This window comes from Mesorhizobium sp. WSM4310 (assembly GCF_007003935.1).
Classification (GTDB): Bacteria; Pseudomonadota; Alphaproteobacteria; order Rhizobiales; family Rhizobiaceae; genus Mesorhizobium.
Genome location: NZ_VFTA01000001.1, coordinates 1 through 23286, shown reverse-complemented (window position 1 = coordinate 23286; position 23286 = coordinate 1). Strand labels below are relative to the sequence as shown.

Genomic DNA, 23286 nt, shown 5'->3' with positions numbered 1-23286 from the left:
TCGACGCGGACCGCTTCATCAAGCTGATGTTCGACCTGCTGCGGGATTAGCCCGCTCGGGTATATTCCCTTGCTTCAGCGTTGCCCGGTGCCAGGAACCGGGTCAGACAATCTGTCGGCGTGCCATCTCAGATGGTCGTCCATGAATGTCGAAATGAAGAAATACGAATGGTCGTAGCCGTCCTGCATGCGCAAGGTCAGGGCAATGCCCGCCTTGGCGCAGGCAGCTTCCAGCAGCCAGGGCCTCAGCCCGTCCTTGAGAAAGCCGTCAGACGTTCCCTGATCGACGAAAAGCTCGGGGAAACGGTGGCCATCCTCAATGAGCAAGGTGGCATCATAGCCCCGCCATGACGCCTCGTCGGCACCGAGATACTTTTCGAGAGCGGGCCGCGACCAGCCGGCGGTGCTTGGCTGCACGATCGGCGCGAAGGCCGAACAGCTTTTGAAGCGCCCGGGATTCTTGAGCGCGATCGTCAGCGCCCCATGCCCGCCCATCGAGTGGCCGAAGATCGCCTGGCGCGTCATATCGGCCGGAAATTCCCGGGCGATCAACGCCGGCAATTCCTCGCTGACATAGGAATACATGCGGTAGTTCGTGGCGTAAGGCGCTTGCGTCGCATCGAGGTAGAAGCCGGCGCCACTGCCGAACTGCCAATTGTCCCTCTCGTCGGGAATATCTCCGCGCGGGCTGGTGTCGGGACAGACGACGATCAGGCCAAGCTCCGCAGCCATGCGCCGGTACTCACCCTTGTCCATGACATTGGCATGGGTGCAGGTGAGGCCGGAGAGGTACCACACGACCGGGCAAGGTTTTTCACGGGCCTGCGGCGGCACGAAGACGGCGAAAATCATGTCGCAAGAGCAGGCATACGAAGCATGGGAATAGACGCCCTGCACGCCGCCATGCGACTTGGCCGAGGAGAGGGTCTTCATCCGGTCCGACATCTTGTTTCTTCTCCGCCAACGTCCGTCACGGCCGCCTGTCTACGGCATGGGGCGGGACCGCGGCAACCCTGATGGATTGGACCCATGGTCGCGAGGGCAGCTCGGGCCTATTCCGCCGCCAGGGCCGCCACTTCCCGCCGGAACGGCAGCGCATCACCGATATCGTGTGCGTCCTGTTCGCGCGCGAAACGGTGGCCGGCATAGGTCGCGACGGCTTCGGCATCCGCAGGATGCCGCACATCGCCACGGCACTATCGGCGTGGATCCTGCAAGATCATCTCCGCTGCCTTCTCCGCGATCATGACGACCGGAGAGTTGGTGTTGCCCGAGACGATTGTTGGCATGATCGAGGCATCGACCACGCGCAGTCCGGCAAGCCCGTGAACGCGTAGCCGGTCGTCGACCACCGCCATCGAGTCCGAACCCATCTTGCAGGTGCCGACGGGGTGGAAGATCGTCGTACCGATATCGCCGGCCTTGCGGATGAGGTCTTCGTCGCTGTCATATTGCGTGCCGGGCAGCATCTCTTCGGGCGCAAAGCGTGCCACGGCCCGTGCCTTCATCAGGCTGCGCACATGGCGCAGCGATGCGACCGCGACGCTGCGGTCTCCCGCGGTGGAGAGATAGTTCGGCCGGATCTTCGTCGCCTCGCGCGGATCGGACGATGCCATATGCACGGTGCCACGGCTTTCCGGACGCAGATTGCAGACCGACACGGTGACCGCGGGAAAGCGATGCAGCGGCTCGCCCAGGCGGTCCGTGCTCAGCGGTTGCACATGGTATTCCAGATCAGGTGTTGCGAGCCGAGGATCGCTTCTGGCGAAGATGCCGAGCTGGCTCGGCGCCATCGACAGCGGCCCGCTGCGTTTGAACGCGTATTCCACCCCCATCGCCGCGCGGCTGATCAGATTGTGATAGCGCTGGTTGAGCGTCGCGGCATTGGCGACCTTGAAAACCGTGCGTATCTGCAGATGATCCTGCAGGTTTTCGCCAACGCCCGGCAAGGCGCGTCGAACATCCACGCCAATGCTCGAAAGCAGGTCGGGTCGACCCACTCCCGACAGTTCGAGGATCTTCGGCGAGTTGATGGCACCGGCTGCAAGGATCGTCTGTCCGGCGCTGACCCTGTGCAGGCGGTCGCCCTGGCGGAAGACCAGTCCGGTGACGCGCCGGCCGTCGAATTCGAGCCGTTCGGTCTCGGCCCCCGTCACCACGCGCAGATTCTGACGCGCCGCAATGCCGCGCAAAAACGCCTTCGATGTGTTCCAGCGCACCCCTTGGCGCTGGTTGACCTCGAAATAGCCCGAGCCTTCATTGGTGCCGGTGTTGAAATCGTCGGTGCGGGGAATGCCGAGTTCCTCGGCGGCGTCCCGGAACGCGTCGAGGATCGGCCAGGACAGACGCTGCCGTTCGACCCGCCACTCGCCGCCGCTGCCATGCATGGCGCTCTTGCCGCCGTGATAGTCTTCCGACTTGCGGAAATACGGCAGCACATCGTCCCAACCCCAGCCGACATTGCCGGCCTGTCGCCAGCCCTCATAGTCGGCGGCCTGGCCGCGCATGTAGATCATGCCGTTGATCGACGAACAGCCGCCAAGCACCTTGCCGCGCGGATAGTTGAGGCTGCGTCCGTTGAGACCGGCTTCCGGTTCGGTCTTCATCATCCAGTCGGTGCGCGGATTGCCCATGCAGAAGAGGTAGCCGATCGGGATATCGACCCAGTGATAGCGGTCGCTGCCGCCGGCTTCGAGCAGCAGCACCCGGTTGCGCGGATCGGCCGAGAGCCGGTTGGCGAGCACGCAGCCGGCGGAGCCGGCACCGACGATGACGTAGTCGTAATCGCCGAAAGGGGATGATGAAGTTTCGCTCACGTGCGTGCCTGCCGTGCGGCGATGCGCTCCCACATCGGAATCATCGCCTGGTTGATCTCGCCATACAGGCGATACCCTCCCGCGTAAGCCTCGGCAACCGCCGCCGATGCCCGCTGCAGCCGATGGCGACGATCTCGCCGGCATCGATGTCGGCTTCGGCTATGCTTTGGCCGATGACCGAAACCGCGTTGCGCTAGAAGCGCCGTGGTGTCCGTCCCCTAGTCTAGATATCGATGCGCTGCTCGCTGTTGGGGTCGAACAGGTTGACGCTGGCCGGATCGACGGCAAGGAATATCGGCTCATTTCGCCGGCCTGCAAACCTCGGCGGCAGGCGGGCGATGATCGACTGTTCGCCAACCTGCACCGTCACCATGGTTTCCGGCCCTGTAGGCTCCACGACATCGATCACCCCGGTGACCGAAGCTTCATTGCGCCCGGCCACCTTCAGTTCTTCAGGCCTTATGCCCAGGATCACAGGGCGCTGGGAATCAACCGGCCGCTTGCCGGCCTGCAATGCGACCGACACGCCGCCTGCTGCGAAACGCACGCCGTTGGCGTCCGAGACCAGGCGCCCGGGCAGGAAGTTCATCGCCGGCGATCCGATGAAACTTGCGACGAACACGTTGGCGGGCCGTTCATAGATGGTGCGAGGATCGGCAAACTGTTGGATGTGGCCGCCCTTCATCACCGCCACCTTGGTGGCCAGCGTCATCGCCTCGATCTGATCGTGCGTCACATAGACGATGCTCGTGCCGAGACGCTCATGCAGGCGCTTGATCTCCGTGCGCATTTCCACACGAAGCTTTGCATCGAGATTGGAAAGCGGCTCGTCAAAAAGGAACAGCTCCGGGTCGCGCACGATCGCCCGCCCCATTGCAACGCGCTGCCGCTGTCCTCCCGAAAGATTGGCAGGGCGTCGGTCGAGCAGATGCGAAATCTGCAGCAGCCGCGCCGCGTCGTCGACGGCGCGCTTGCGCTGATCGGCGTCCACGCCACGCATTTCCAATCCGAAGCCGATATTTCTCTCCACCGACATGGTAGGGTAAAGTGCGTAGGACTGGAACACCATCGCGATATTGCGATCCTTGGGCGCGAGATCCACAACCGAGCGTCCGCCGATCAGGATGTCGCCGCCGGACGTGTCGTCCAGGCCCGCAATCATGTTGAGCAGGGTCGACTTGCCGCATCCCGACGGCCCGAGCAGAACCAGAAAGCCTCCGTCCTCGAGCTCGATATCGACCCCGTGAAGGACCTGCACGGAGCCATAGGATTTGCGCACGTCCTTGATGGAAAGTGTCGCCATGCGAATACTCCTAACCTTTGATGGCGCCCGCGGTCAGCCCCTGAACCATGGTTCGCTGGACGATGGCGAAGAGGACGATGACAGGCAGGATGCTGAGAATGCCGCCTGCCGCCAGGACACCCCATGGAAGCTGGAACTCGCCGACCATCAACTGCAGGCCCACGGGCCAGGTGCGGGATCCCTGCCCTGTTGTCAGCATCAGGGCGAACAGGAACTCGTTCCAGGCAGCGATGGCAATGAACACCGAACTTGCCACCAGGCCGTTGCGCGCCAGCGGCATGACGATACGGACCATGGCGCCAAGCCTTGTCGAGCCGTCGATGCGCGCCGCGCTCTCGAGTTCCTTGGGTGCGGAATCAAAGAAACCTTTGAGCATCCACACGAACAGCGGCAGAAGGAAACTCGTATAGGCAAGTGCAAGTCCGAAACGGCTGTCGACGAGACCGACGCCGCGCATGACGACATAAAGGGGAATGATCATCATCACCGCGGGGAACATGCGCACGACGAGATAACCGAGCATGAGCTGCGTTCGGCCGCGAAAAGCGAAGCGTGAAAATGCATAGGCGGCAAGCGTACCCGTGGCGACGCAGATCGTCACTGTCAGGAAGGTGACGACCAGGCTGTTGGCTATCAGTCGCGGGAAGCTGGACTGCGTCCAGATCGCTACGTAATTGTCGAAGGTGACGCGCCTCGGTATGTACTGCATGGTCTGGGTGACGATGTCGGCCTCATATTTGAGCGATGTCAGGAACATCCAGATCATCGGACCGATGCAGAACATCGACAGGGTCGCGAGGACGAAGTAGGTGGCGATGTTGGCGATCAACCGCCGGCGGCGCTTGCTTTCAATCATCGCCCTCTCCCTTGGTGATCCTGGACAGGCGGATATATGCCGCCGCGAAGATCATCAGGATCACGAACATCACCACCGACAGGGCGGATGCGTAGCCGAAATTGAATTCCTTGTAGGCGGTCTGGAAGGCGTATAGCGACAGGACCTGCGTGGCGTCTCCCGGTCCGCCACCGGTGAGAATGAGGAGCAGATCGGGCGAATTGACCAGCCCGATGACGCGCAGGATCACCGCCGCCGCAATCACGGTCCTGAGCATGGGCAAGGTGATCAGCCTGAGTTGCGCGGCGACGCCCGCGCCATCCACCGCGGCTGCCTTGTAGAGGTCTTCGGGAATGCTCTTCAGGCCCGCGAGCAACAGCAGCGCGAAGAATGGAAATCCGTGCCACGCCTCGACAAGGACAGTCGCCGCAAGCGCGGTATTGGGATCCGCGAACCATGCCTTGTAGGTCTGCAGGACGCCCGCGCGAACAAGAAGATCGTTGATGACCCCAAGCCTCGGATCGAGCAGCAGGGCCCACATATGACCCGCCACGACGTTGGGCAGGAAATAGGGAAGCAGGATCAGCACGGCAAAGATCTTCGTGCCCGGCAGATCCCTGTTGAGGGCTGTCGCGGCGAGAAGGCCGAGCGCCAGTTCCAGCACGACGGCCGCGGTGACCCACACGACCGTATTCTTCAGGGCGATCCAGAAGACAGGATCGGACCACATTCCCGCATAATGTTTGAAGCCGACCCAGCCACCAAGCCCGGGACGCGTCAGACGCATCTCGCGAATACTGATGGCCATGCCGTAGAGCGTCGGATAGGCGATCACCAGGAGGATCATGACGAGGCTGGGAAGGAGCAGCAAATACATCCAGTACCGGGTCTCGGACAGTTCGCCGACAGCCCGCAAGGGCCGATATCCGCTCGAGCTTGATGTCATGGATGCGCGATGCGAAAGCATCGTCCCGTTGCGTTCAGAGCATGGCCGCACGCCGGAGCAGGCCGTGCAGGGATGTATCAGCGAAGGGCAGCTTCGAGGCCTTGGATCATACGGTCCACAGCCTGTTCCGGTGTCGACTGACCCGTGAGCACCGCTTGGAAAGCCGGGTTGACGACATTTTCGGACCAACCCGCCGCGCCCACGAAATTGTTCGGCAGACGTCCGAACTCCAGCGTTTCGACCGCCGCGTGATAGATTGGATTGCCGGTGATCCGCGGATCTTGCAGGGCAGCGGCCGAGGCCGGGAAATAGCCTGTGCCTTCGAGCAAGGTCAGGGCAGCATCGGTCTGGCCCCAGAAACTCACCCAGCGCCAGGCGGCCTCTATATTGTCTTCCTTCATGATGCCATTGCCGGCGTAGGCAACGCGAGCGACATGCGCCTTCGGACCGGCCGGCATGGGTGCCGTCGAGAATTGTTTGCCCTGCTTCATCGCGGCCGAGATTTCATTCAGCGAACCGGTGTGGTGCCACACCATTGCCGTCTGCCCGGTGCGGAAGCCCTCCATGATCTGGCGGTAGCTGTCGTTGGGCGCGCTCGGCGGCACGACCTTTTCCTTCAGGAAGAGATCGGAATAGAACGTTATCGCCTCGATCGCCGCGGCCCTGTCGATGGCTGGCTGCCCATCCTTGACGATCGGCGAGCCGAACGCCTCCATGACATCGATAACATATTTGAAACCGCCGGCGCCGGCGCGCATGCCGAAGGCATACCTACCCTTCGAGGGGTCGGTCAGCTTGCGGCAAGCGCTCAGGAATTCGTCGAAATTCCGAGGCGGACCCGCCAGCCCGGCTTCCTCGAAATAGTCGGCGCGGTAGTACATCCAGTCGACGAAGGCGAAGGCGGGAACCGCATAGATGGCGCCATTGCTGGAGAGCCCGGTCCAGCGATCTTCGGGGAAATTGGCCTTGCCCTTCCACCCGTTCACCCGCTCGGTAAGATCGATCAACCCGTCCATCGCGGTAAGATCGGCGAAACGCTCGGCGATCACCATGGCAGTATCCGGACGGCCACCGGCCAACACAGCCGAAGAGACCTTCGCCATATATTCGGAATTCGGGATATTCTCCTGCGTCACCGCCACATCGGCATTCGCCGCCTGAAACAATGCGATAATCTTCAGCAGGCTGGCCATTTCCGACTGGCTGGTGAAATGGTGCCAGTAACTGATGGCACTCGCGGCACGGGCGCCGCCGATATGCCCTGCCATCGCCAGGGCCGCCGAACCCATGAGAAACTGCCTCTTGTTCAACTGCATGCGATCTCCTCCAAGATATCAGATAATCAATCTGATCGATCAGTTGAAGGTTGGGTAGCATCCTTTGCCACACCATGCAACCGCCCGGCGCGCAACTGGACTAAGCGACGGATCACCGTTGACCTGTCAGACGAGACCCAGGCTTCGCTGCATCGCCGCCTGGAAATGCGCCTGCAGTTTTGCCTCGGCGGCGTCGGCATTCCTTGTGCCGCAAGCTTCGAGGATGTCGAGGTGCTCCTTGAGCGTCCGGACCATGATGGGTGTCGTGATCTTCCTGTCGAGCCGCAGCAGACGCAGATAATTGTGCATGCGCCGGTAGGTGCTGTCGATCAGGGGATTGCGCAGTGCGGCGATGACCGCGCCGTGCAACTCTCCCTCCAGCGCATCCATCTCCTCCAGTTGCTCCTTTCCGAGGCCATCGCGCTCGATGCGCCGAAGCAGCCTGGAATGCCGGATTTCCAAGGCATTCATGACGGCTTCATCGCCCTGTTCGGCAAAGACGCGGACCGCCGCGCGCTCAATGATGGAGCGGAATTGGTAGGTGGCGCGCGTAAGCTCCAGTCCGGGCCTGATGAACTGGATGCCGGAGCGCGGATGGATGGTCAGGATCCCTTCCGCTTCAAGAACACGCAGGGCGTCGCGAAGCGGAGCAACGGGCACGTCGACGATCGCGGACAACTCGTTTTGCGAAATGAATGCCCCGGCCGGAACGCGCCGGTCGAACAAGCCCTCCAGGATTCGCTCATAGGCGACATCGCTCATGCGGGCGGCCGCCACGAGGGGAGAAGAGTCAGTTTTTGCCTTGCCCGCCACTTGCGGCACCTCCATTGGTCCGGTAGTAAGATGCCATCTGATAGATCAGTTTGATATAGTAACCGATCAGAAAGCCCCTGTGATGAGCCTTTCACATTTTCGTATAACCCGATTTCAGTTCGCCCGCGACCGGGTAATCGGGGACAGCCAGGTTCGGTCGGACGATGTCAACGTCGCCGCGCTGGAACTCGTTTCCGAAAGTGGCGAGGTGGGGCTGGGATTCATCCAGACGCTCTTCAATCCACTGCCTGATCAGCAGGAGATCGAGAGCGTTTTCGAACATGAGGTTTGGCCGAGCCTGAAGGGCAACAGGGCGATCGCCCTGGTCCACCGTGTGCACCGCCCGCGCGGCGGCAATCAGCGGGCTTACTCCCTGCCCTTTCACGAAGCGGTTCAGGTGGCGCTCTGGGATCTTGCGGCCAAGGAAGCTGGCCTGCCCCTTCATGTCTTGCTCGGCAGTCGCCGCAACCGGGTGAAGGCCTATGCCAGCGGCCTCGATTTTCACCTCGACGACGAAGCCTTCGTCTCGCTGTTCTCCCACGCGGTGTCGATTGGCTACTCGGCTTTCAAGATCAAGGTCGGCCACCGGGATTTCGACCGCGATCTGCGGCGTCTGGAACTGTTGAAGACCTGTGTCCCGGCCGGGTCCAAAATCATGATCGATCCGAACGAGGCCTGGAGCTCGAAGGAGGCGCTCACAAAATTGGTGGCGATCCGCGAGGCCGGCCACGAACTTCTGTGGGTCGAGGATCCGATCCTGCGTCACGACCATGAAGGGTTGCGAACACTCAGGCATGCCGTCACATGGACCCAGATCAACAGCGGCGAGTATCTGGATCTACAGGGCAAGCGGCTGCTCCTGGAAGCCCATGCGGCCGATATCTTGAATGTCCATGGTCAGGTGACGGACGTCATGCGCATCGGCTGGCTGGCCGCCGAACTCGGGATACCGATCAGCATCGGCAACACGTTCCTGGAGGTCGGCGTGCATATGGCGGCCGCGCTTCCCGAGGTCGAATGGCTGGAATATTCATTTCAGAACTTCGATCATCTGGTGCAACAGCCTATCGAGATCCGGGACGGCTACGCCTATGCGCCCAATCGGCCAGGCCATGGATTGGTCCTATCGGAAAAGGCGCGCGGCGAATGGATCAGGCCAAGGCGCCTGGCACGGTCGGAACTCGGCGCCGCGCCGGATAATCCACGCCTTCCCGTGAAGTAGTAGAGAAGCTGAAGCCCAGACCAGGGCCGAGGCGGTCGGCCCACCAGAAATCTTCCCGTATCGCTCCGTATGGTTCCGCGACAGCCAAAGGATCAAACTTAGCGGCCCTATGCCTTCTTCGTGCCAAATCCGTGTCTTCGGCGCTATGTGCCGCTGCTGCAACAGGTGGTTTCTCAGTCGGCGGTGACTGGCGTCGTGCTTGCGGCTTTCGGCTGGTCACCGACGGCAAAGACGGCGCTCGCCTCGCTGACGATGGAAACGTGGTCCCGCGCCGCTTTACCGGCGGCGGCGCCGTCGCCACGCAGGATCGCGGTGACGATTAGGTCGTGTTCCTGCCAGGATTTGGCCAGCCGTCCGGGCAGCATGAACTGCGCGCGGCGGAAGGGTGCCAACCGGCTGCGGGTCATCACGGTGAGATCGTGGATATGCGTATTGTGGGCGCCACGATAAAGCCGGCTATGGAACTCGGTGTTGAAATACTCATAGTCCTCCTCCGCGCCCAGTTGCACCATCCGCGCCGAACCCTGGTGCTCGATCTCGAGCCCGCGACGTTCGCTGCTGGTCATGCGCTCGGCCGAGAAGCGCGCGCAGATCGCTTCCAGTTCGGCCATGCTCTCGAACATCGAGGCGAGATGCTCCTGCGTCACGACGGCAACGATAGCGCCCCTGTTGGGCCGCCTCTCGACCAGGCCCATGGCGCTGAGCTGGCCGAGCGCCTCCCTGACCGGGGTGCGTGATACGTCGAAGCGGGCGGCGAGCGAGGTCTCGTCCAGTTTTTCGCCGGGGCGCAGGTAGCCGGTGACGATCCGGTCGCCGATCGCCCGGACCATCTGATCCACGGTCGTGCCCGACCTGATCAAGCTGCGCTTCCCCGACAAGTTTCCTCCGTCGCGTCTTCTCGTGGAGTCCGCCGACTCGTTGGCCTTTCAACTCGGATATACCCTCTATGCCTCTATTTTAATCTGCCTGTCAAATTGGCTACTTTAAAAGCAAAAAGTGCATGCAATTGCCTCAAGCATGAGCACAAGCCTTCGATGTGATAATTGATTTTATTGAATAAATTTCAATTCACAAACTGGCACAGTGATTGCATGCACTTTCTTGACGGCATGTTAACCGACCCGGAAAAGGGTCCTAAAGGGGAGCATTCACTATGACCGACAGATTCATGCTTAACCGCCGCCAACTGCTCAAAGTCTCCGCCGCGGGAGCCGCACTCGGCCTGGCCTCGGCATCCTTTCCGATCAGCCGTGCCTTCGCCGCTGCCGCCACCGTCGGCTTCATCTATGTCGGACCGAGGGACGACTATGGCTACAACCAGGCGCATGCCGAGGGCGCGGCGGCGCTGAAGGGCATCGAGGGCATCACCGTCGTCGAGGAGGAGAACGTGCCGGAAACAGTCGATGTCCAGAAGACGATGGAATCGATGATCAATCTCGACGGCGCCTCGCTGATCTTCCCGACCTCCTTCGGCTATTTCGATCCGCACATGCTGGCGATGTGCGCGAAATTCCCCGACGTGCAGTTCCGCCATTGCGGCGGCATGTGGGACAAGGCCAAGCACCCGATGAATGCCGGCTCATATTTCGGCTATATCGGCATGGGCCAGTATCTCAACGGCGTCGTCGCCGGCCACACCTCGAAGAGCAAGAAGCTCGGTTTCGTCGCCGCCAAGCCCATTCCGCAGGTGCTGCTCAACATCAACTCCTTCCTGCTCGGCGCGCGCTCGGTCGACCCGACGATCACCTGCCAGGTCATCTTCACCGGCGAGTGGTCACTGGCGGTCAAGGAGGCGGAAGCCACCAACGCGCTGGTCGATCAGGGCGCCGACGTCATCACCTGCCATGTCGACAGCCCGAAAGTGGTGGTCGAGACGGCGGCCGGGCGCGGCGCCTTCGTCTGCGGCTACCACGCCAACCAGAGCCCGCTGGCGCCGGAGAAATACCTCACCGGCGCGGAATGGAACTGGGCCAAGGTCTACAAGATGTTCGTCGACGACCTGACTGCTGGCATGCCGCTGCCCAATTTCACCCGCGGCGGACTGGCCGACGGCTTCGTCAAGATGAGCCCACTCGGTCCCGCCGTCGGCGAGGCGGCTCGCAAGCAGTTCGACGCCACCCTGGCCGAAATGATGAAGGGCGGCTTCTCCGTCATCAAGGGCCCGCTGAACAGCAACAAGGGCGCCGTGGTGGCGACGGCAGGCCAGGCCTTCGCCGAGACCGCCATTGAGCTCGAAAGCATGGACTATCTGGTCGAGGGCGTCGTCGGCTCGACCGCCTGAAGCCGAGCGCGGAGACGGGGACCATGACGGATACGGTCAGCAGTGCGGAGGCGCCGGCCATGCTCGGCGCCAGGGGCTATCCGGCGACGCTCGAGTGGATCGCCAGGCGGGCGGAAGCTTTCGTTATTCCGCTCGCGGCGCTGGTCGTCGGCATGGTCCTGTTCAGCCTCTTCATCGCCCTGGTCGGCAAGTCGCCGGTCCTGCTCTATGAAACCATGTGGCGCGGCGGCTTCGGCTCGTGGTTCTCCATCCAGAACTCGCTGTCGCGCGCTGCACCGCTCCTGCTCGCGGCGCTCTGTGTGGCGCTGCCGGCGCGGCTTGGCCTCGTCGTCATCGGCGGCGAGGGCGCCATCGTGCTCGGCGGCGTCGGCGCGGCTGCCATCGGCGTCGCGTTGAGCGGCGCGCCTTCTTTCATCGTCATTCTTGCCATGGGCGCGGCGGGCATGGCCGCCGGCGGCATCTGGATCGGTGCCGTCGGCGCGCTTCGCCACTACCGGGCTGTCAACGAAACCATCTCCAGCCTGCTGATGGCCTACATCGCCATCGCCCTGATGAACCAGTTGGTCGAAGGGCCGTTGCGCGACCCGGCCTCGCTCAACAAGCCATCGACCCAGCCGCTCGCCGATATCTACCGCATCGGCAACATTCCAGGCATGGAGGTGCATTGGGGGCTTGCTGTCGGCGTCGTCGCCTGCGTGCTCTGCTGGGTGCTGATCGAAAAGACCCGCTGGGGCTTTGCCGCTCGTATCGCCGGCGGCAATGTCAGGGCAGCGCAGGTGCAGGGGCTGGCCGTCGGACCGCTCATCGTCGGCTTTACCGCGCTTGCCGGCGGCTTGGCCGGTCTTGCCGGCATGCTGGAAGTCGCTGCCGTACAAGGCAGCGCCAACGGCTCGCTCGCCGCCGGCTATGGCTACACCGGCATCCTCGTCGCCTTCCTCGCCCGCCACAACCCGCTGGCCATCATCCCGGTCGCCATCTTGCTTGGCGGCATCGACGCGTCAGGCGGGCTGATCCAGCGCCGCATGGACCTGCCCGACGCCACCGTGCTGGTTCTGCAAGGCATGCTCTTCATCGTCATCCTGTTCAGCGAAACCTTGTACGGCCGCTTCAAGGCCTTCAATCCCGATTTGTGGCAGAGGGCCTCGTGATGGATGCGACCGAGATCGGCCTCTGGGGCGTGCCACTCGCCATTCTCGGCGGCGCCATACGCGTGTCGACGCCCTTCATCTTCGTCTCGCTGGGCGAGGCCATCACCGAGCGCTCCGGCCGCATCAATCTGGGGCTCGAAGGCACGCTCGTCTTCGGCGCCATGACCGCATATGCAGTCGCGGTCATGACCAACTCGCCATGGCTCGGTCTGCTGGCAGCCTCGGCCGCTGGCCTTTGCTTCGGCCTGCTCCATGGCTGGATCTGCAAATTCCCGAAAGTCAACGACATCGCCATCGGCATCGCGCTGATGCTGTTCGGCTCGGGGCTCGCCTTCTTCTTCGGCAAGCCGTTCATCAAGCCTAAGGCGCCCAACCTTCCGGCCATTCCCTTCGGCGCCTGGTCCGATATTCCGCAGGTGCAGGCGGCACTCGACGTCAACGTCCTGTTCCTGATCGGGGCGGCACTTTCGCTCGTCCTGTGGTGGGCCTTCCGCAACACCCGCGCCGGCCTTATCGTGCGCGTCGTCGGCGACAGTTCCGACGCCGCGCGCGCCATGGGCCTCAACCCTAATACGGTGCGCCTCGTCGCCACCGGCGTCGGCGGCGCGCTGGCCGGCATCGGCGGCGCCTATCTGTCGCTCTACTACCCCGGCAGCTGGACCGAGCGCATCTCGTCCGGCCAGGGGCTGATGGCGGTGGCGCTGGTCATCTTCGCGCGCTGGAATCCGCTCGGTTGCTTTGCCGCCGCCCTTCTGTTCGGGGGCGCCGGCGCGCTCGGACCGGCGCTGCAGTCGGTCGGCGTCACGCAAGGGTACTACCTGTTCTACGCCGCCCCCTACATCCTCACCCTCATCATCATGGTCGCCACCTCGTCGCCGACCCGTTCGCTTGCCGGTGCGCCGGGCGAATTGTCGATCACCAAATAACTGGAGTTTTTGCCATGAACGCCAGAGCCGAAATCACCCAGCGCTATATCGACGCCGACCCGTATCCATGGCCCTACAATGGCGAACTTCGCCCCGACAACACGGCGTTGATCATCATCGACATGCAGACCGATTTCTGCGGACCGGGCGGCTATGTCGATCATATGGGCTACGACCTGTCGCTGGTGCGCGCGCCGATCGAGCCAATCAAGTCGGTGCTCTCGGCCATGCGCGCGAAAGGCTACACCGTCATCCACACCCGCGAGGGCCATCGGCCCGACCTTGCCGATCTGCCCGCCAACAAGCGCTGGCGCTCGCGCCGCATCAATGCCGGCATTGGCGACCCCGGCCCCTGCGGGCGCATCCTGGTGCGCGGCGAGCCGGGCTGGGACATCATCCCCGACCTCTATCCGATCCAGGGCGAGCCGATCATCGATAAGCCCGGCAAGGGCTCGTTCTGTGCCACAGACCTGGAACTGATCCTCAATCAGCGCGGCATAGACAATATCGTGCTTACCGGCATCACCACCGATGTGTGTGTCCACACCACCATGCGCGAAGCCAACGACCGCGGCTTCGAATGCGTGATCCTGGAGGATTGCTGCGGGGCGACCGATTACGGCAATCATCTCGCCGCGATCAAGATGATCAAGATGCAGGGCGGCGTCTTCGGCGCGGTGTCGAACTCGACATCTTTCGTCGCGCAGCTGCCGTAAGGGAACCAGGATGAGCGTGATCACCGGCAACAAGGCCGTCGGCGTCGAGACCATCGGCATGACCATGCGTTTCGGCGCCCTCACGGCACTGGGCGATGTCTCGGTCAAGGTGCCGGCCGGCTCCTTCCACGCGCTGCTCGGCGAGAACGGCGCCGGCAAGTCGACGCTGGTCAAATGCATGATGGGTTTTTATCGCCCGACCGCCGGCGATATGCTGGTCGACGGCCGCGAGGTGGCGATCGCCAGCCCCAGGGACGCATCGGCGCTCGGCCTCGGCATGGTCTACCAGCATTTCACACTTGTGCCGTCGCTGACCGGGGCGGAGAACCTGGTCATCTCGCGCGAAAAGGTGCCCGGTGTGATCGACTGGCGCAAGGAGCGCGGCGACCTTGCCGTGTTCATGGATCGCATGCCGTTCAAGCTGCCGCTCGACGTCAAGGTGGCCGAACTCGCGGCCGGCGAGAAGCAGAAGCTGGAGATCATCAAGCAGCTTTATCTCGGCCGCTCCTTCCTGGTGTTGGACGAGCCCACCTCGGTGCTGACGCCCATCGAGGCGCAGGAGGTGCTGGGGCTGGTGCGCGACATGACCAGGGCCGGCGAACTCACCGTGTTGATGATCTCGCACAAATTCCACGAGGTGACGGCCTTCGCCGACGATGTCAGCGTGCTGCGCAAAGGCAAGCTGACGGGAACGGGCCGCGTCACCGACCTCGACCACAGGACGATGGCAGCGATGATGATCGGCGATCAGCCGATCGCTGTGCTCGACAGCCGTGCCGCGCCGAAACCCGATGCCGAGATCGTGCTCAAGGTCAGATCGCTGAAGGCGCCGGACCGCACCGGGCTGAAGTCTATCCGCATTGAGGATCTCGGCGTGCGCTCCGGCGAGATCGTCGGCATCGCCGGCATTTCCGGCAACGGCCAGAAGGAATTCCTCGAAGTGCTGGCCGGACAGCGCCCGCGCGATACCGGCGAAGTCATGGTGCGCGGCACCCCCTATGCGGCGACGCGTGCCGAGGCGCGGACGCTCAACGTCCGCCTCATCCCGGAAGAGCCGCTGAAAAACGCCTGCGCGCCGAAGATGACGGTGGCTGAGAACATTTCTTTCCGCACCTTCGACATCGACAGCAACGGCAAGCCGGTAAGCTGGATCAGCGCCGGCGCCATCAAGGCATTCAGCGCCAGGCTGGTCGAACAGTTCAAGGTCAAGACCGCCTCGCTTGCCTCGCCAATCGCTTCGCTGTCGGGCGGCAATGTGCAGCGTGCCGTGCTCGCGAGGGAACTGACCGGCGAAGTCGATCTGCTGATCGTCTCCAACCCGTGCTTCGGCCTCGACTTCTCGGCGGTGGCCGAAATCCGCGCCCGCATCATGAAGGCGCGCAATGCGGGTGCCGCCGTGCTCCTGATGTCGGAAGACCTCGACGAACTGCTCGAACTGTCCGACCGCATCTTCGTCATGTCGGACGGCGCACTGGTCTATGAGACGCCGATCGCGCAGGCCAGCGTGCAGACCATCGGCGAACACATGGCGGGACATCACTGATGGCGGAAATCGATGCGCTGCCGTTTTCCTTCACCTTCAAGCCGCAGACCATGGCTCTGATGGTCATCGACATGCAGCGAGACTTCGCCGAGCCCGGCGGCTTCGGCGCCAGTCTCGGCAACGACGTCGGTCGCGTGACCGCGATCGTGCCGACAGTGAAGCGGCTGATCGAAGGCTTTCGCGCCGCCGGCCTGCCGGTGATCCACACCATGGAGTGCCATAGGCCCGACCTTTCGGACCTGCCGCCGGCCAAGCGCGACCGTGGCAATCCGTCGATCCGCATCGGCGATATGGGCCCGATGGGACGTCTACTGATCGCGGGCGAACCCGGCACCGCGATCCTCGACGAGCTTGCGCCCTTGCCCGGCGAGATCGTCATCGAGAAGCCCGGCAAGGGCGCCTTCTATGCGACCAGCCTCGGCAACGACCTCAAGTGGATCGGCGCCCGCCAACTCGTCTTTGCCGGCGTGACGACCGAAGTTTGCGTGCAGACGACGATGCGCGAGGCCAACGATCGCGGCTATGAGTGCCTGCTCGCCGAGGACGCGACGGAAAGTTATTTTCCCGAGTTCAAGGCGGCGGCAATCGCCATGATCAGGGCGCAGGGCGCCATCGTTGGCTGGACGGCAACGACCGACCAGGTGCTCGAGGGAATTGCCCATGCCTAATCTTGCCTTTGCCGGCCTGCTCGACGGCGGCTGGCGCGATCTGGCGCTCGAGCATTTCCGCGACGGCATCAGGGTGCACTGGCTGCTCAAGGGCGGACCGGTCGAACCCTCGGTCGCCATCCTCAGCTACCAGCCTGGCGCCGGCGTGCCACGCCACCGCCATGCCGGGCTGGAGACCATCGTCGTGCTGGAAGGCATCCAGAGCGACGAGAACGGTGACTATCCTGCCGGCAGCGTGATCCTCAATCCGGTCGGGACCGAGCATTCGGTGTGGACGAAGGACGGCTGCGTCGTGCTGATCCAGTGGGACCTGCCGGTGATCATTCTGGGGGAGACGAGATGAGCGACATCCACTTCGACATAGCGAGCCTGCACGCGGCCTATCGGAACGGCGTCAGCGTTGGCGATGTGATCGCCACGATCCATGCCCGCATCGAGACGGCTGATGATCCGGGCATCTTCATCCATCTCGCCGCGAGGGCGGATCTGCTTGCGGCGGCCGAAGCGCTCGGCCCGTTCGACCCGCTGGGGAAACCGCTCTGGGGCATTCCCGTCGCCGTCAAGGACAACATCGACGTCGCCGGCATGCCGACGACGGCGGCCTGCGCCGAATACACCTACTGGCCCGACAGTGACGCCACCGTAGTGGCGCGGCTCAGGGCCGCCGGCGCGCTCGTCGTCGGCAAGTCCAACCTCGACCAGTTCGCCACCGGCCTCGTCGGCGTCCGCACGCCCTGGCCGATCCCGCGCAACGCCATCGACGCGGAGCTGGTGCCGGGCGGCTCCTCCTCGGGGTCGGCGGTGGCGACGGCGCGCGGCATCGTCTCCTTCGCGCTCGGCACCGACACCGCCGGCTCCGGCCGCATCCCGGCCGGCCTCAACAACATCGTCGGGCTGAAGCCGACCGTCGGTGCGCTGTCGACGGCCGGCGTCGTGCCGGCCTGCCGCACGCTCGACTGCGTCTCGGTGTTCGCGCTGACCGTCGACGACGCCTATCTGGTGTTCTCCGTCGCAGCTGCGCGCGATGCGGCCGATCCCTATTCGCGCGACATTGCCGTCCAGCCGCTCGCCGCCCGCCCGCCGGTGCTGAACGTCGGCATCCCGGCAAAAGCCGACCGGAAATTCTTCGGCGATGCGGCGATGCAGGTCGGCTTCGAGGCCTCGCTTGCCATGCTGTCGCGGTTCGGCTGCCGGCTGGTCGAAATCCCGTTCGCCGATTTCTACGCCACCGCCAACCTTCTCTATGAGGGCGCCTGGGTGGCCGAACGCTATGCCGCGATCCGCGATTTCATGGAAGTCAACGAAGCCGCCATGCATCCGGTGACGCGCAAGATCCTCGGCGCCGCTAGGAAGTTATCGGCGGCGGACGCCTTCCGCGGCCTCTATGCCTTGCAGGCCTACAAGGCCAAGCTCGCCCCGGTCATTGCCTCGGTCGACCTGTTCTGCGTGCCGACCGCGCCGACGCACTACACCACCGCCGCCGTGCTCGCCGATCCGATCGAGACCAACAGCCGCCTCGGCACCTACACCAATTTCGTCAACCTGCTCGACATGTGTGGCATCGCCGTGCCGACAGGCAAGCGCGATGACGGCCTGCCGATGAGCGTCACCTTGCTGGCGCCGGCCGGCCGCGATGCGCTGACAGCGGCGCTCGCCCGCGACCTGCATGCGGCGAGCGGCCTTTCGCTCGGCGCAACCGGCTGGCAGCAGCCGGGTTTTCTGCCTGCAGCTTCATCAGCAGATGATGGCATGATCGATCTCGTGGTTGTTGGCGCGCATCTTTCGGGGATGCCGCTCAACGGCCAACTGAGCCAGCTCGGCGCACGGTTTTCGCGCTCGGCAAAGACATCCGCCGCCTACAGGCTCTATGCGCTGGCTGGCCAGTCCGTGCCCAAGCCGGGGCTGCTCCGTGTCGCCGAGGGCGGCGCAACCGTCGAGGTCGAAGTCTGGCGACTCTCGGCGGATGCCTTCGGCCGCTTCGTCGCGGCTATCCCGCCACCGCTCGGCATCGGGACCATCGAGCTCGAGGACGGCAGTTCGGCCAAGGGCTTCCTGGTCGAAACCGCTGGCCTCAGCGGTGCGTCCGACATCTCGTCCTTCGGCGGCTGGCGCCGCTTCGTCAGCCCCAGCAAGAACATAGCAGACCAAAGCGATCACTGCCCCGTCGCCCACACCCCAGCTGTTAGCGCCAGTTCGAGAAGTTCCAGGGCGGCTCGTCGCCAGCATAGCGGTTGAACCCCAGATTCTCCTGCGACGCGCGGCGGTGGATTTCGGCAAAGTAGGGATCGAACACACTGTTGAGCCGTTCGAGCTCAGCGTGCTCGGCTAAAAAAGCGGGCACCGTCTCTCGGATTTCGGCAAAGATCGCGGTCTCGTCGACGGTGGTCAGGCGGCCGTCGCGCATGACGATTTCGCCGGCCACCATGACCATCTCGATCGACGATCCGTTCTCCGAAAACACCAGATGCTTGTCTATGTCGTTGAGCGGCATAAACGCATAGGTGTCGAGATCGATCACGATCAGGTCCGCCGCCTTGCCCACGGCGAGCGAGCCGGTAGCGTCCTCCAGCATGGCACTGCGGGCGCCATTGATTGTCGCCATGCGAAGAATGTCGGCGGCTGGAATCCATGTTGCATAGTCAGGCCCCGAGGCACTGTGGATGAGACCGGCAACCCGCATCACGTCGAAGATGCGGGCGGTATCGTTGGACGACACGCCGTCGGTGCCGAGCGCCACCGTGACGCCGGCATCCATCAGGCGGCGGATCGGCGCGATGCCGGCGCCGAGCTTCTGATTGGAAACGGCATTGTGGGCGATCGAGCATCCTGCCGCACCCATCAGTTCCATATCTTCGTCGGTAACCCAGACCGAATGGGCGATGGTGGTGTTGCGGCCGAGCACGCCGAGTTCGTGCATGCAAGCGACAAGGGTCTTGCCGAACATCAGGTGCCCGGTGATCGCCTGGGTCTTGGTTTCAAGCACGTGGGTGTGTAGCGGCACCCGCATTTTCAGCGCCAGATCGTGACAGGCGACCAGCAGGTCGGGCGTGCAGCGTTGCGGCGCAGACGGCGCGATCATGAAGTTGAGACGGCCGGCCATGCCATGCAGCGACGAAAAGGCCGAGCGACAATAGTCGACATAGGTTTGGGCGCTGACGGGCGGCCCGAAATCGAGCTTGTCCTGTAACGCCTGCGGCAGGACTTCGCGCGCATAGGGCAGCGCATCGAGCGTGTGCACGTTCATCACCGCGCTCGACACATTGGCGCGAATGCCGGCGTCCCTGTAGGCCCTGAACACGGTGCCGAGACGCTCGAGATCATGCGCTGGCGGATCGAAGAAATCGTCGCACAGGGTCGTCACGCCGTTGCGCAGCGACTCCATGGCCAGCAGTAGTGTGCGCAGGTAGAGCAGACGCGGCGCGATCGCCGGGCCCATCAGCAGTGGATAGGCGTAGAGCAGCCAGACTTCGAGCGGCATGTTCTTGTAGCGGCCGCGCAGGAAGGTCTCGCTGGAATGGGTGTGGGCGTTGATGAGCCCCGGCATCACCAGCTTGCCCTGCCCCTCGATGATCCGTGCGTCGGGGGCAGCAGCCAGGTTCTTGCCGATGGCGGTGATGGTGGCGCCGTCGATGAGGATGTCGCCGGCAAATGGAAGGGCCCCGTCGGGCCCGTCCATGGTCAGAAGCGTGGCGTTGCGGATCAGCGTTTGCATATGCGTGTCCTAGTAATCGCGCAGTTCAGCGAAGCCCGTGGCGGCCTTGCGCCCTCCGCGCAGCTTGCCGCTGAGCCAGACGCCGAACACCGTCGCGATATAAGGCAAGGCCAAAAGCAGGTCATGCGGAACAGCATCACCGAACAGCAACTGGGCGCGAATGCCGAGGGCGCCGACCACGGAGAAGAACAGCGCGGCAAATGCGGAACCGATCGGATGCGCTGCCCCGAAAATAACCGCGGCGAAAGCCATGAAGCCGCGTCCCGCCGTCATGTTCTGGGCGTAGATCTGCAAACTGCCAGCCGCCAGTTCGGCGCCACCAATGGCGCAAAGCACCCCGCCAATGATCAACGCTGCAAGTCGCATGCGCGAGGGATTGGCGCCGACGCTGCGGGCTGCAAAGGGGTGCTCGCCCGAAGCCGCCAGCCGCAAACCGAAGCGCGTGCGCCGCAACAGAACCCACATGGCGAAAACCGCGAAGGGCATCGCCAGCACGAAGATCGACAGCACCCCGAAAGGTCCAAAAGCCGGGCCAAGCTTGGGCACGCCGAAGGGGGCCGTGACGGCGGCCTGGCTGCCGAAGATGGCCTGGACGGCAAGCGACGTGCCGCCGAGGCCGAAGCCGGTCAATCCAAGGCCTGCGATGATCGGATTGGCCTTGAGCTTTTCGATGACGAACCACAGCAGCACCGAGGCGAGCACGCACAGGATGATGGCAATCAGCATCGCCAACGCGAACGAGCCGGTCAGCACGATGCCGACAATCGCCGCACATGCGCCGATGATCATCAATCCCTCGAGGCCGAGATTCCATATGCCGGCGCGCTGGGCCACGACGCCCGCCATGGTGACATAGATGAGCGGCGTGCCGGAACGCAGGATGGCGACTATGATGTCGTTCATGCCGATCTCCTCCCGATCGCCAGGAGGCGGTCGACGAAGCCGGATTTGGCAGTAATGAAAAGCGCAATCGCGGCGTTGATGATCTCGATGGCCGCCGAGGGCAGCCCTGCCATGATCGGCAGATAAAGCGCGGCCGAGGCAAGCCCGCCGAAGAACACCGAGACGAAGGCCGTACCCACCACCGACAGATTGGCCACCAGCGCGATCAGGATAGCGGTGAAGCCGTGGGTCGGCAGGAACCCGCCGGCCAGACGGCCGTTGGGGCCCATGAACTCGATGGTGCCGGCGAGGCCCGCCAGGGCACCGGAGATCAGAAAGCTCGAAAGCCCCAAACGCCAGACCGTTGCGCCCTGCCACTGCACCATGGTCGGGTTACGCCCGGCAAGGCTGGCCAGAACGCCGAAGGCGGTGCGATTGACCAGCAGCCACATCGCCACCGCGACCAGCGCGGCGATCACGATAATGGTCGGCGACAGACCCAGCGAATCCGAAATGCGATAGGCAGCCGCGAGCGGCCGGCTGGAGGCCTGCTGACCCGAACCTGACGGGTCCTTCAGCGGGCCGGCGGTGACATAGACCAGCAACAGCCCAGCGAGGAAATTGCCCATCAGAGTGGTGATCACTTCGTCGGTGCCGGACTGCAGGCGCAGCAGTCCCGGCCACAGGGCCCAGAGCGCCCCACCTGTCATGCCGGCTGCAAAGCAGGCCGGAATGACAACGAAGGCGGGCGCGCCGTTGAGCCACTCGGCCATGAAAGCGGCACAGATGGCGCCGAGGTAGAACTGGCCCTGCGCGCCGATGTTGAAATAGCCGGCGCGGAAAGAAATGCCGACACCGGCGGCGGTGATGAACAGCGGCAGCGCCCAACGCAGGCTCTGCTGCCATGCGCCCGGGCGGAAGAACGCGCCTTCGGCGACACTGTGGAACATGCCGAGCGCCGAATAGCCGGCGAACTGGAAAATGACGCCGCACAGCGCCAGGGCGATAACGATGAAGATCAGCCCACGCAAGACCGAAACGAATTTGCCCGTCATTGGGAAACCCCTGTCATGGCCGCGCCGACGGCGCCGATCCGGTAGGGCGCCGAAAATGTGCCGGCGACCTCTCCCGACAGCATGACGACGACCCGGTCGCTGATGTCGAAGAGCTCGTCGAGGTCCGAGGAGATCAAGAGCACGCCGCAGCCGCGGTCGCGTGCCTCTCGCAGCGATTGCCAGACAAAGGCTGTCGCGCCGATGTCGAGACCTCTCGTCGGCTGCGCGGCGATGATCAGCTTGGCGTCGGCATCGACCTCGCGCGCCAGGATCACCTTCTGAGCGTTGCCGCCCGACAGTGAACCCGCTTGCTGGCCGGTGGTCGCATAGTGCACGCTCCATGCTTGAAGCGCCTCGTCACAGCGCTTTTTCAGCCGCGCCGGATTGATGGCGCTCAGCAAGCGCGATTGCAGCAATTCGCGCGCCGACCAGTTCTCCCACAGGCTGCTCGAAAGGCTCAAGCCCTCAGTGTTGCGCTCGAATGGAATGATGCGCAGGCCGGCGGCGCGGCGGCGCGCCAGCGGTGCGGCCGTGACATCGACCCCGCCCACGGCGAGTGTGCCGTGCATCGCGTCGACAAGATCAGCGATGGCGCGCACCAGCGTTCGCTGGCCGTTGCCCTCGACGCCTGCAATGCCGACGATCTCGCCGGCCTTGATTGTGAGCGAAAGATCGCGCAGGGCAGGCCCTTCGGCGTCGCTCAGCGTGGAGACGCCGCGCATGTCGAGGACCAGCCCAGCATCGGCCGGAGTGTGGTGGTTCGCCGTGTGCGCGGCTGGTGCGCCTCGGCCGGTCGCCGCGTCGGCATCACCCGGCGCCAGGGTCCTGGCGACGGCCGGGCCGACGATCATCTCGGCAAGACGCTTGGCGCCGATCTCGGCGCAGGCCGCCGGCCCGTCGACAAGCCTGCCGCCGCGCAGCACGCTGACCGTATCGGCAATCGCCAGCACCTCGCGTATCTTGTGCAGGATGAGGATCACGGTGACGCCGCGATCCCTGAGCTTGCGCACCCGCTCGAACAGCATCTCGATTCCGGAAGGCGAAAGCACCGCCGTCGGCTCGTCGAGGATCAGAACCCTAGCGTCGGCGACCAACGCGCGGGCGA

At 63.8% G+C, this 23286-nt stretch carries 22 protein-coding genes; 9 read left to right on the top strand and 13 right to left on the bottom strand.

The window, feature by feature from the left end; genetic code table 11:
• Positions 1 to 74: 74 nt before the first annotated feature.
• The 8 genes from fghA to FJV80_RS00075 form a co-directional block, all read right to left on the bottom strand.
• Positions 75 to 944, bottom strand: coding sequence for an S-formylglutathione hydrolase (fghA, locus tag FJV80_RS00105; RefSeq protein WP_142875225.1), 870 nt, complete (start codon positions 942 to 944; stop codon positions 75 to 77).
• A 107-nt stretch (positions 945 to 1051) separates the two neighbouring features.
• Complete coding sequence (locus FJV80_RS35540; RefSeq protein ID WP_280951006.1) at positions 1052 to 1183, bottom strand: hypothetical protein; 132 nt, start codon at positions 1181 to 1183, stop codon at positions 1052 to 1054.
• Between the two features lie 12 nt (positions 1184 to 1195).
• A complete protein-coding gene (locus FJV80_RS00100; RefSeq protein WP_095786810.1) occupies positions 1196 to 2815 on the bottom strand; it encodes a GMC family oxidoreductase in 1620 nt (539 codons plus the stop codon).
• Between the two features lie 223 nt (positions 2816 to 3038).
• Positions 3039 to 4118: a sn-glycerol-3-phosphate ABC transporter ATP-binding protein UgpC gene (ugpC, locus tag FJV80_RS00095; protein WP_142875224.1), complete on the bottom strand. Its 1080-nt coding sequence runs from the start codon at positions 4116 to 4118 to the stop codon at positions 3039 to 3041.
• A 10-nt stretch (positions 4119 to 4128) separates the two neighbouring features.
• Positions 4129 to 4974, bottom strand: a complete 846-nt coding sequence (locus FJV80_RS00090; RefSeq protein WP_095771300.1) for a carbohydrate ABC transporter permease — start codon at positions 4972 to 4974, stop codon at positions 4129 to 4131.
• The gene (locus FJV80_RS00085; protein ID WP_245318043.1) at positions 4967 to 5869 is read right to left on the bottom strand and encodes a sugar ABC transporter permease; all 903 of its coding nucleotides are present in this window, start codon (positions 5867 to 5869) and stop codon (positions 4967 to 4969) included. Before FJV80_RS00085 ends, FJV80_RS00090 begins: the two co-directional genes overlap by 8 nt.
• 107 nt (positions 5870 to 5976) lie before the next feature.
• Complete coding sequence (locus tag FJV80_RS00080) at positions 5977 to 7215, bottom strand: sugar ABC transporter substrate-binding protein (RefSeq protein WP_095771302.1); 1239 nt, start codon at positions 7213 to 7215, stop codon at positions 5977 to 5979.
• Positions 7216 to 7341: 126 nt separating this feature from the next.
• The gene (locus FJV80_RS00075) at positions 7342 to 8043 is read right to left on the bottom strand and encodes a GntR family transcriptional regulator (RefSeq protein ID WP_142875223.1); all 702 of its coding nucleotides are present in this window, start codon (positions 8041 to 8043) and stop codon (positions 7342 to 7344) included.
• A 67-nt stretch (positions 8044 to 8110) separates the two neighbouring features.
• Between FJV80_RS00075 and FJV80_RS00070 the strand changes: the two genes are divergently transcribed.
• Positions 8111 to 9250: a mandelate racemase/muconate lactonizing enzyme family protein gene (locus tag FJV80_RS00070; RefSeq protein WP_095771304.1), complete on the top strand. Its 1140-nt coding sequence runs from the start codon at positions 8111 to 8113 to the stop codon at positions 9248 to 9250.
• Positions 9251 to 9423: 173 nt separating this feature from the next.
• Here FJV80_RS00070 and FJV80_RS00065 read toward each other — a convergent pair whose 3' ends face one another.
• A complete protein-coding gene (locus FJV80_RS00065; RefSeq protein ID WP_245318061.1) occupies positions 9424 to 10080 on the bottom strand; it encodes a GntR family transcriptional regulator in 657 nt (218 codons plus the stop codon).
• Positions 10081 to 10403: 323 nt separating this feature from the next.
• Here FJV80_RS00065 and FJV80_RS00060 point away from each other — a divergent pair, with 323 nt between their 5' ends.
• From FJV80_RS00060 to atzF, 8 genes are read left to right on the top strand one after another with little or no spacing between them, the layout of a single operon-like run.
• Entirely contained in the window at positions 10404 to 11531 is a 1128-nt protein-coding gene (locus FJV80_RS00060) for a BMP family ABC transporter substrate-binding protein (protein WP_142875222.1), read from the top strand.
• 59 nt (positions 11532 to 11590) lie between these two features.
• Positions 11591 to 12679 carry an ABC transporter permease gene (locus FJV80_RS00055; protein WP_246688885.1) on the top strand — a complete coding sequence of 363 codons (1089 nt, stop codon included), beginning with the start codon at positions 11591 to 11593 and terminating at the stop codon, positions 12677 to 12679.
• Positions 12679 to 13605: an ABC transporter permease gene (locus FJV80_RS00050; RefSeq protein ID WP_142875506.1), complete on the top strand. Its 927-nt coding sequence runs from the start codon at positions 12679 to 12681 to the stop codon at positions 13603 to 13605. The genes FJV80_RS00055 and FJV80_RS00050 overlap by 1 nt, the downstream gene beginning before the upstream one ends.
• 14 nt (positions 13606 to 13619) lie before the next feature.
• Complete coding sequence (locus tag FJV80_RS00045; RefSeq protein ID WP_095771309.1) at positions 13620 to 14321, top strand: isochorismatase family cysteine hydrolase; 702 nt, start codon at positions 13620 to 13622, stop codon at positions 14319 to 14321.
• 10 nt (positions 14322 to 14331) lie between these two features.
• On the top strand, positions 14332 to 15864 hold the full coding sequence (locus tag FJV80_RS00040) for an ABC transporter ATP-binding protein (protein WP_142875220.1): 1533 nt from the start codon (positions 14332 to 14334) through the stop codon (positions 15862 to 15864).
• On the top strand, positions 15864 to 16532 hold the full coding sequence (locus FJV80_RS00035) for an isochorismatase family cysteine hydrolase (RefSeq protein WP_095771311.1): 669 nt from the start codon (positions 15864 to 15866) through the stop codon (positions 16530 to 16532). The genes FJV80_RS00040 and FJV80_RS00035 overlap by 1 nt, the downstream gene beginning before the upstream one ends.
• Positions 16525 to 16875 (top strand): cupin domain-containing protein, encoded by a 351-nt coding sequence (locus FJV80_RS00030; RefSeq protein WP_095771312.1) that lies wholly within the window; start codon positions 16525 to 16527, stop codon positions 16873 to 16875. Before FJV80_RS00035 ends, FJV80_RS00030 begins: the two co-directional genes overlap by 8 nt.
• Positions 16872 to 18767, top strand: coding sequence for an allophanate hydrolase (gene atzF, locus FJV80_RS00025; RefSeq protein WP_095771313.1), 1896 nt, complete (start codon positions 16872 to 16874; stop codon positions 18765 to 18767). The genes FJV80_RS00030 and atzF overlap by 4 nt, the downstream gene beginning before the upstream one ends.
• Here the strand turns inward: atzF and FJV80_RS00020 are convergent.
• The 4 genes from FJV80_RS00020 to FJV80_RS00005 all read right to left on the bottom strand — a co-directional run.
• Positions 18715 to 20244: an amidohydrolase gene (locus tag FJV80_RS00020; protein ID WP_142875219.1), complete on the bottom strand. Its 1530-nt coding sequence runs from the start codon at positions 20242 to 20244 to the stop codon at positions 18715 to 18717. The genes atzF and FJV80_RS00020 overlap by 53 nt on opposite strands.
• 9 nt (positions 20245 to 20253) lie before the next feature.
• On the bottom strand, positions 20254 to 21147 hold the full coding sequence (locus tag FJV80_RS00015; protein WP_095786823.1) for an ABC transporter permease: 894 nt from the start codon (positions 21145 to 21147) through the stop codon (positions 20254 to 20256).
• Positions 21144 to 22181: an ABC transporter permease gene (locus tag FJV80_RS00010; protein WP_095771316.1), complete on the bottom strand. Its 1038-nt coding sequence runs from the start codon at positions 22179 to 22181 to the stop codon at positions 21144 to 21146. Before FJV80_RS00010 ends, FJV80_RS00015 begins: the two co-directional genes overlap by 4 nt.
• The coding region (locus FJV80_RS00005; RefSeq protein WP_142875218.1) for an ATP-binding cassette domain-containing protein at positions 22178 to 23286 on the bottom strand (1109 nt) is incomplete at its 5' end. The genes FJV80_RS00010 and FJV80_RS00005, both read right to left, overlap by 4 nt.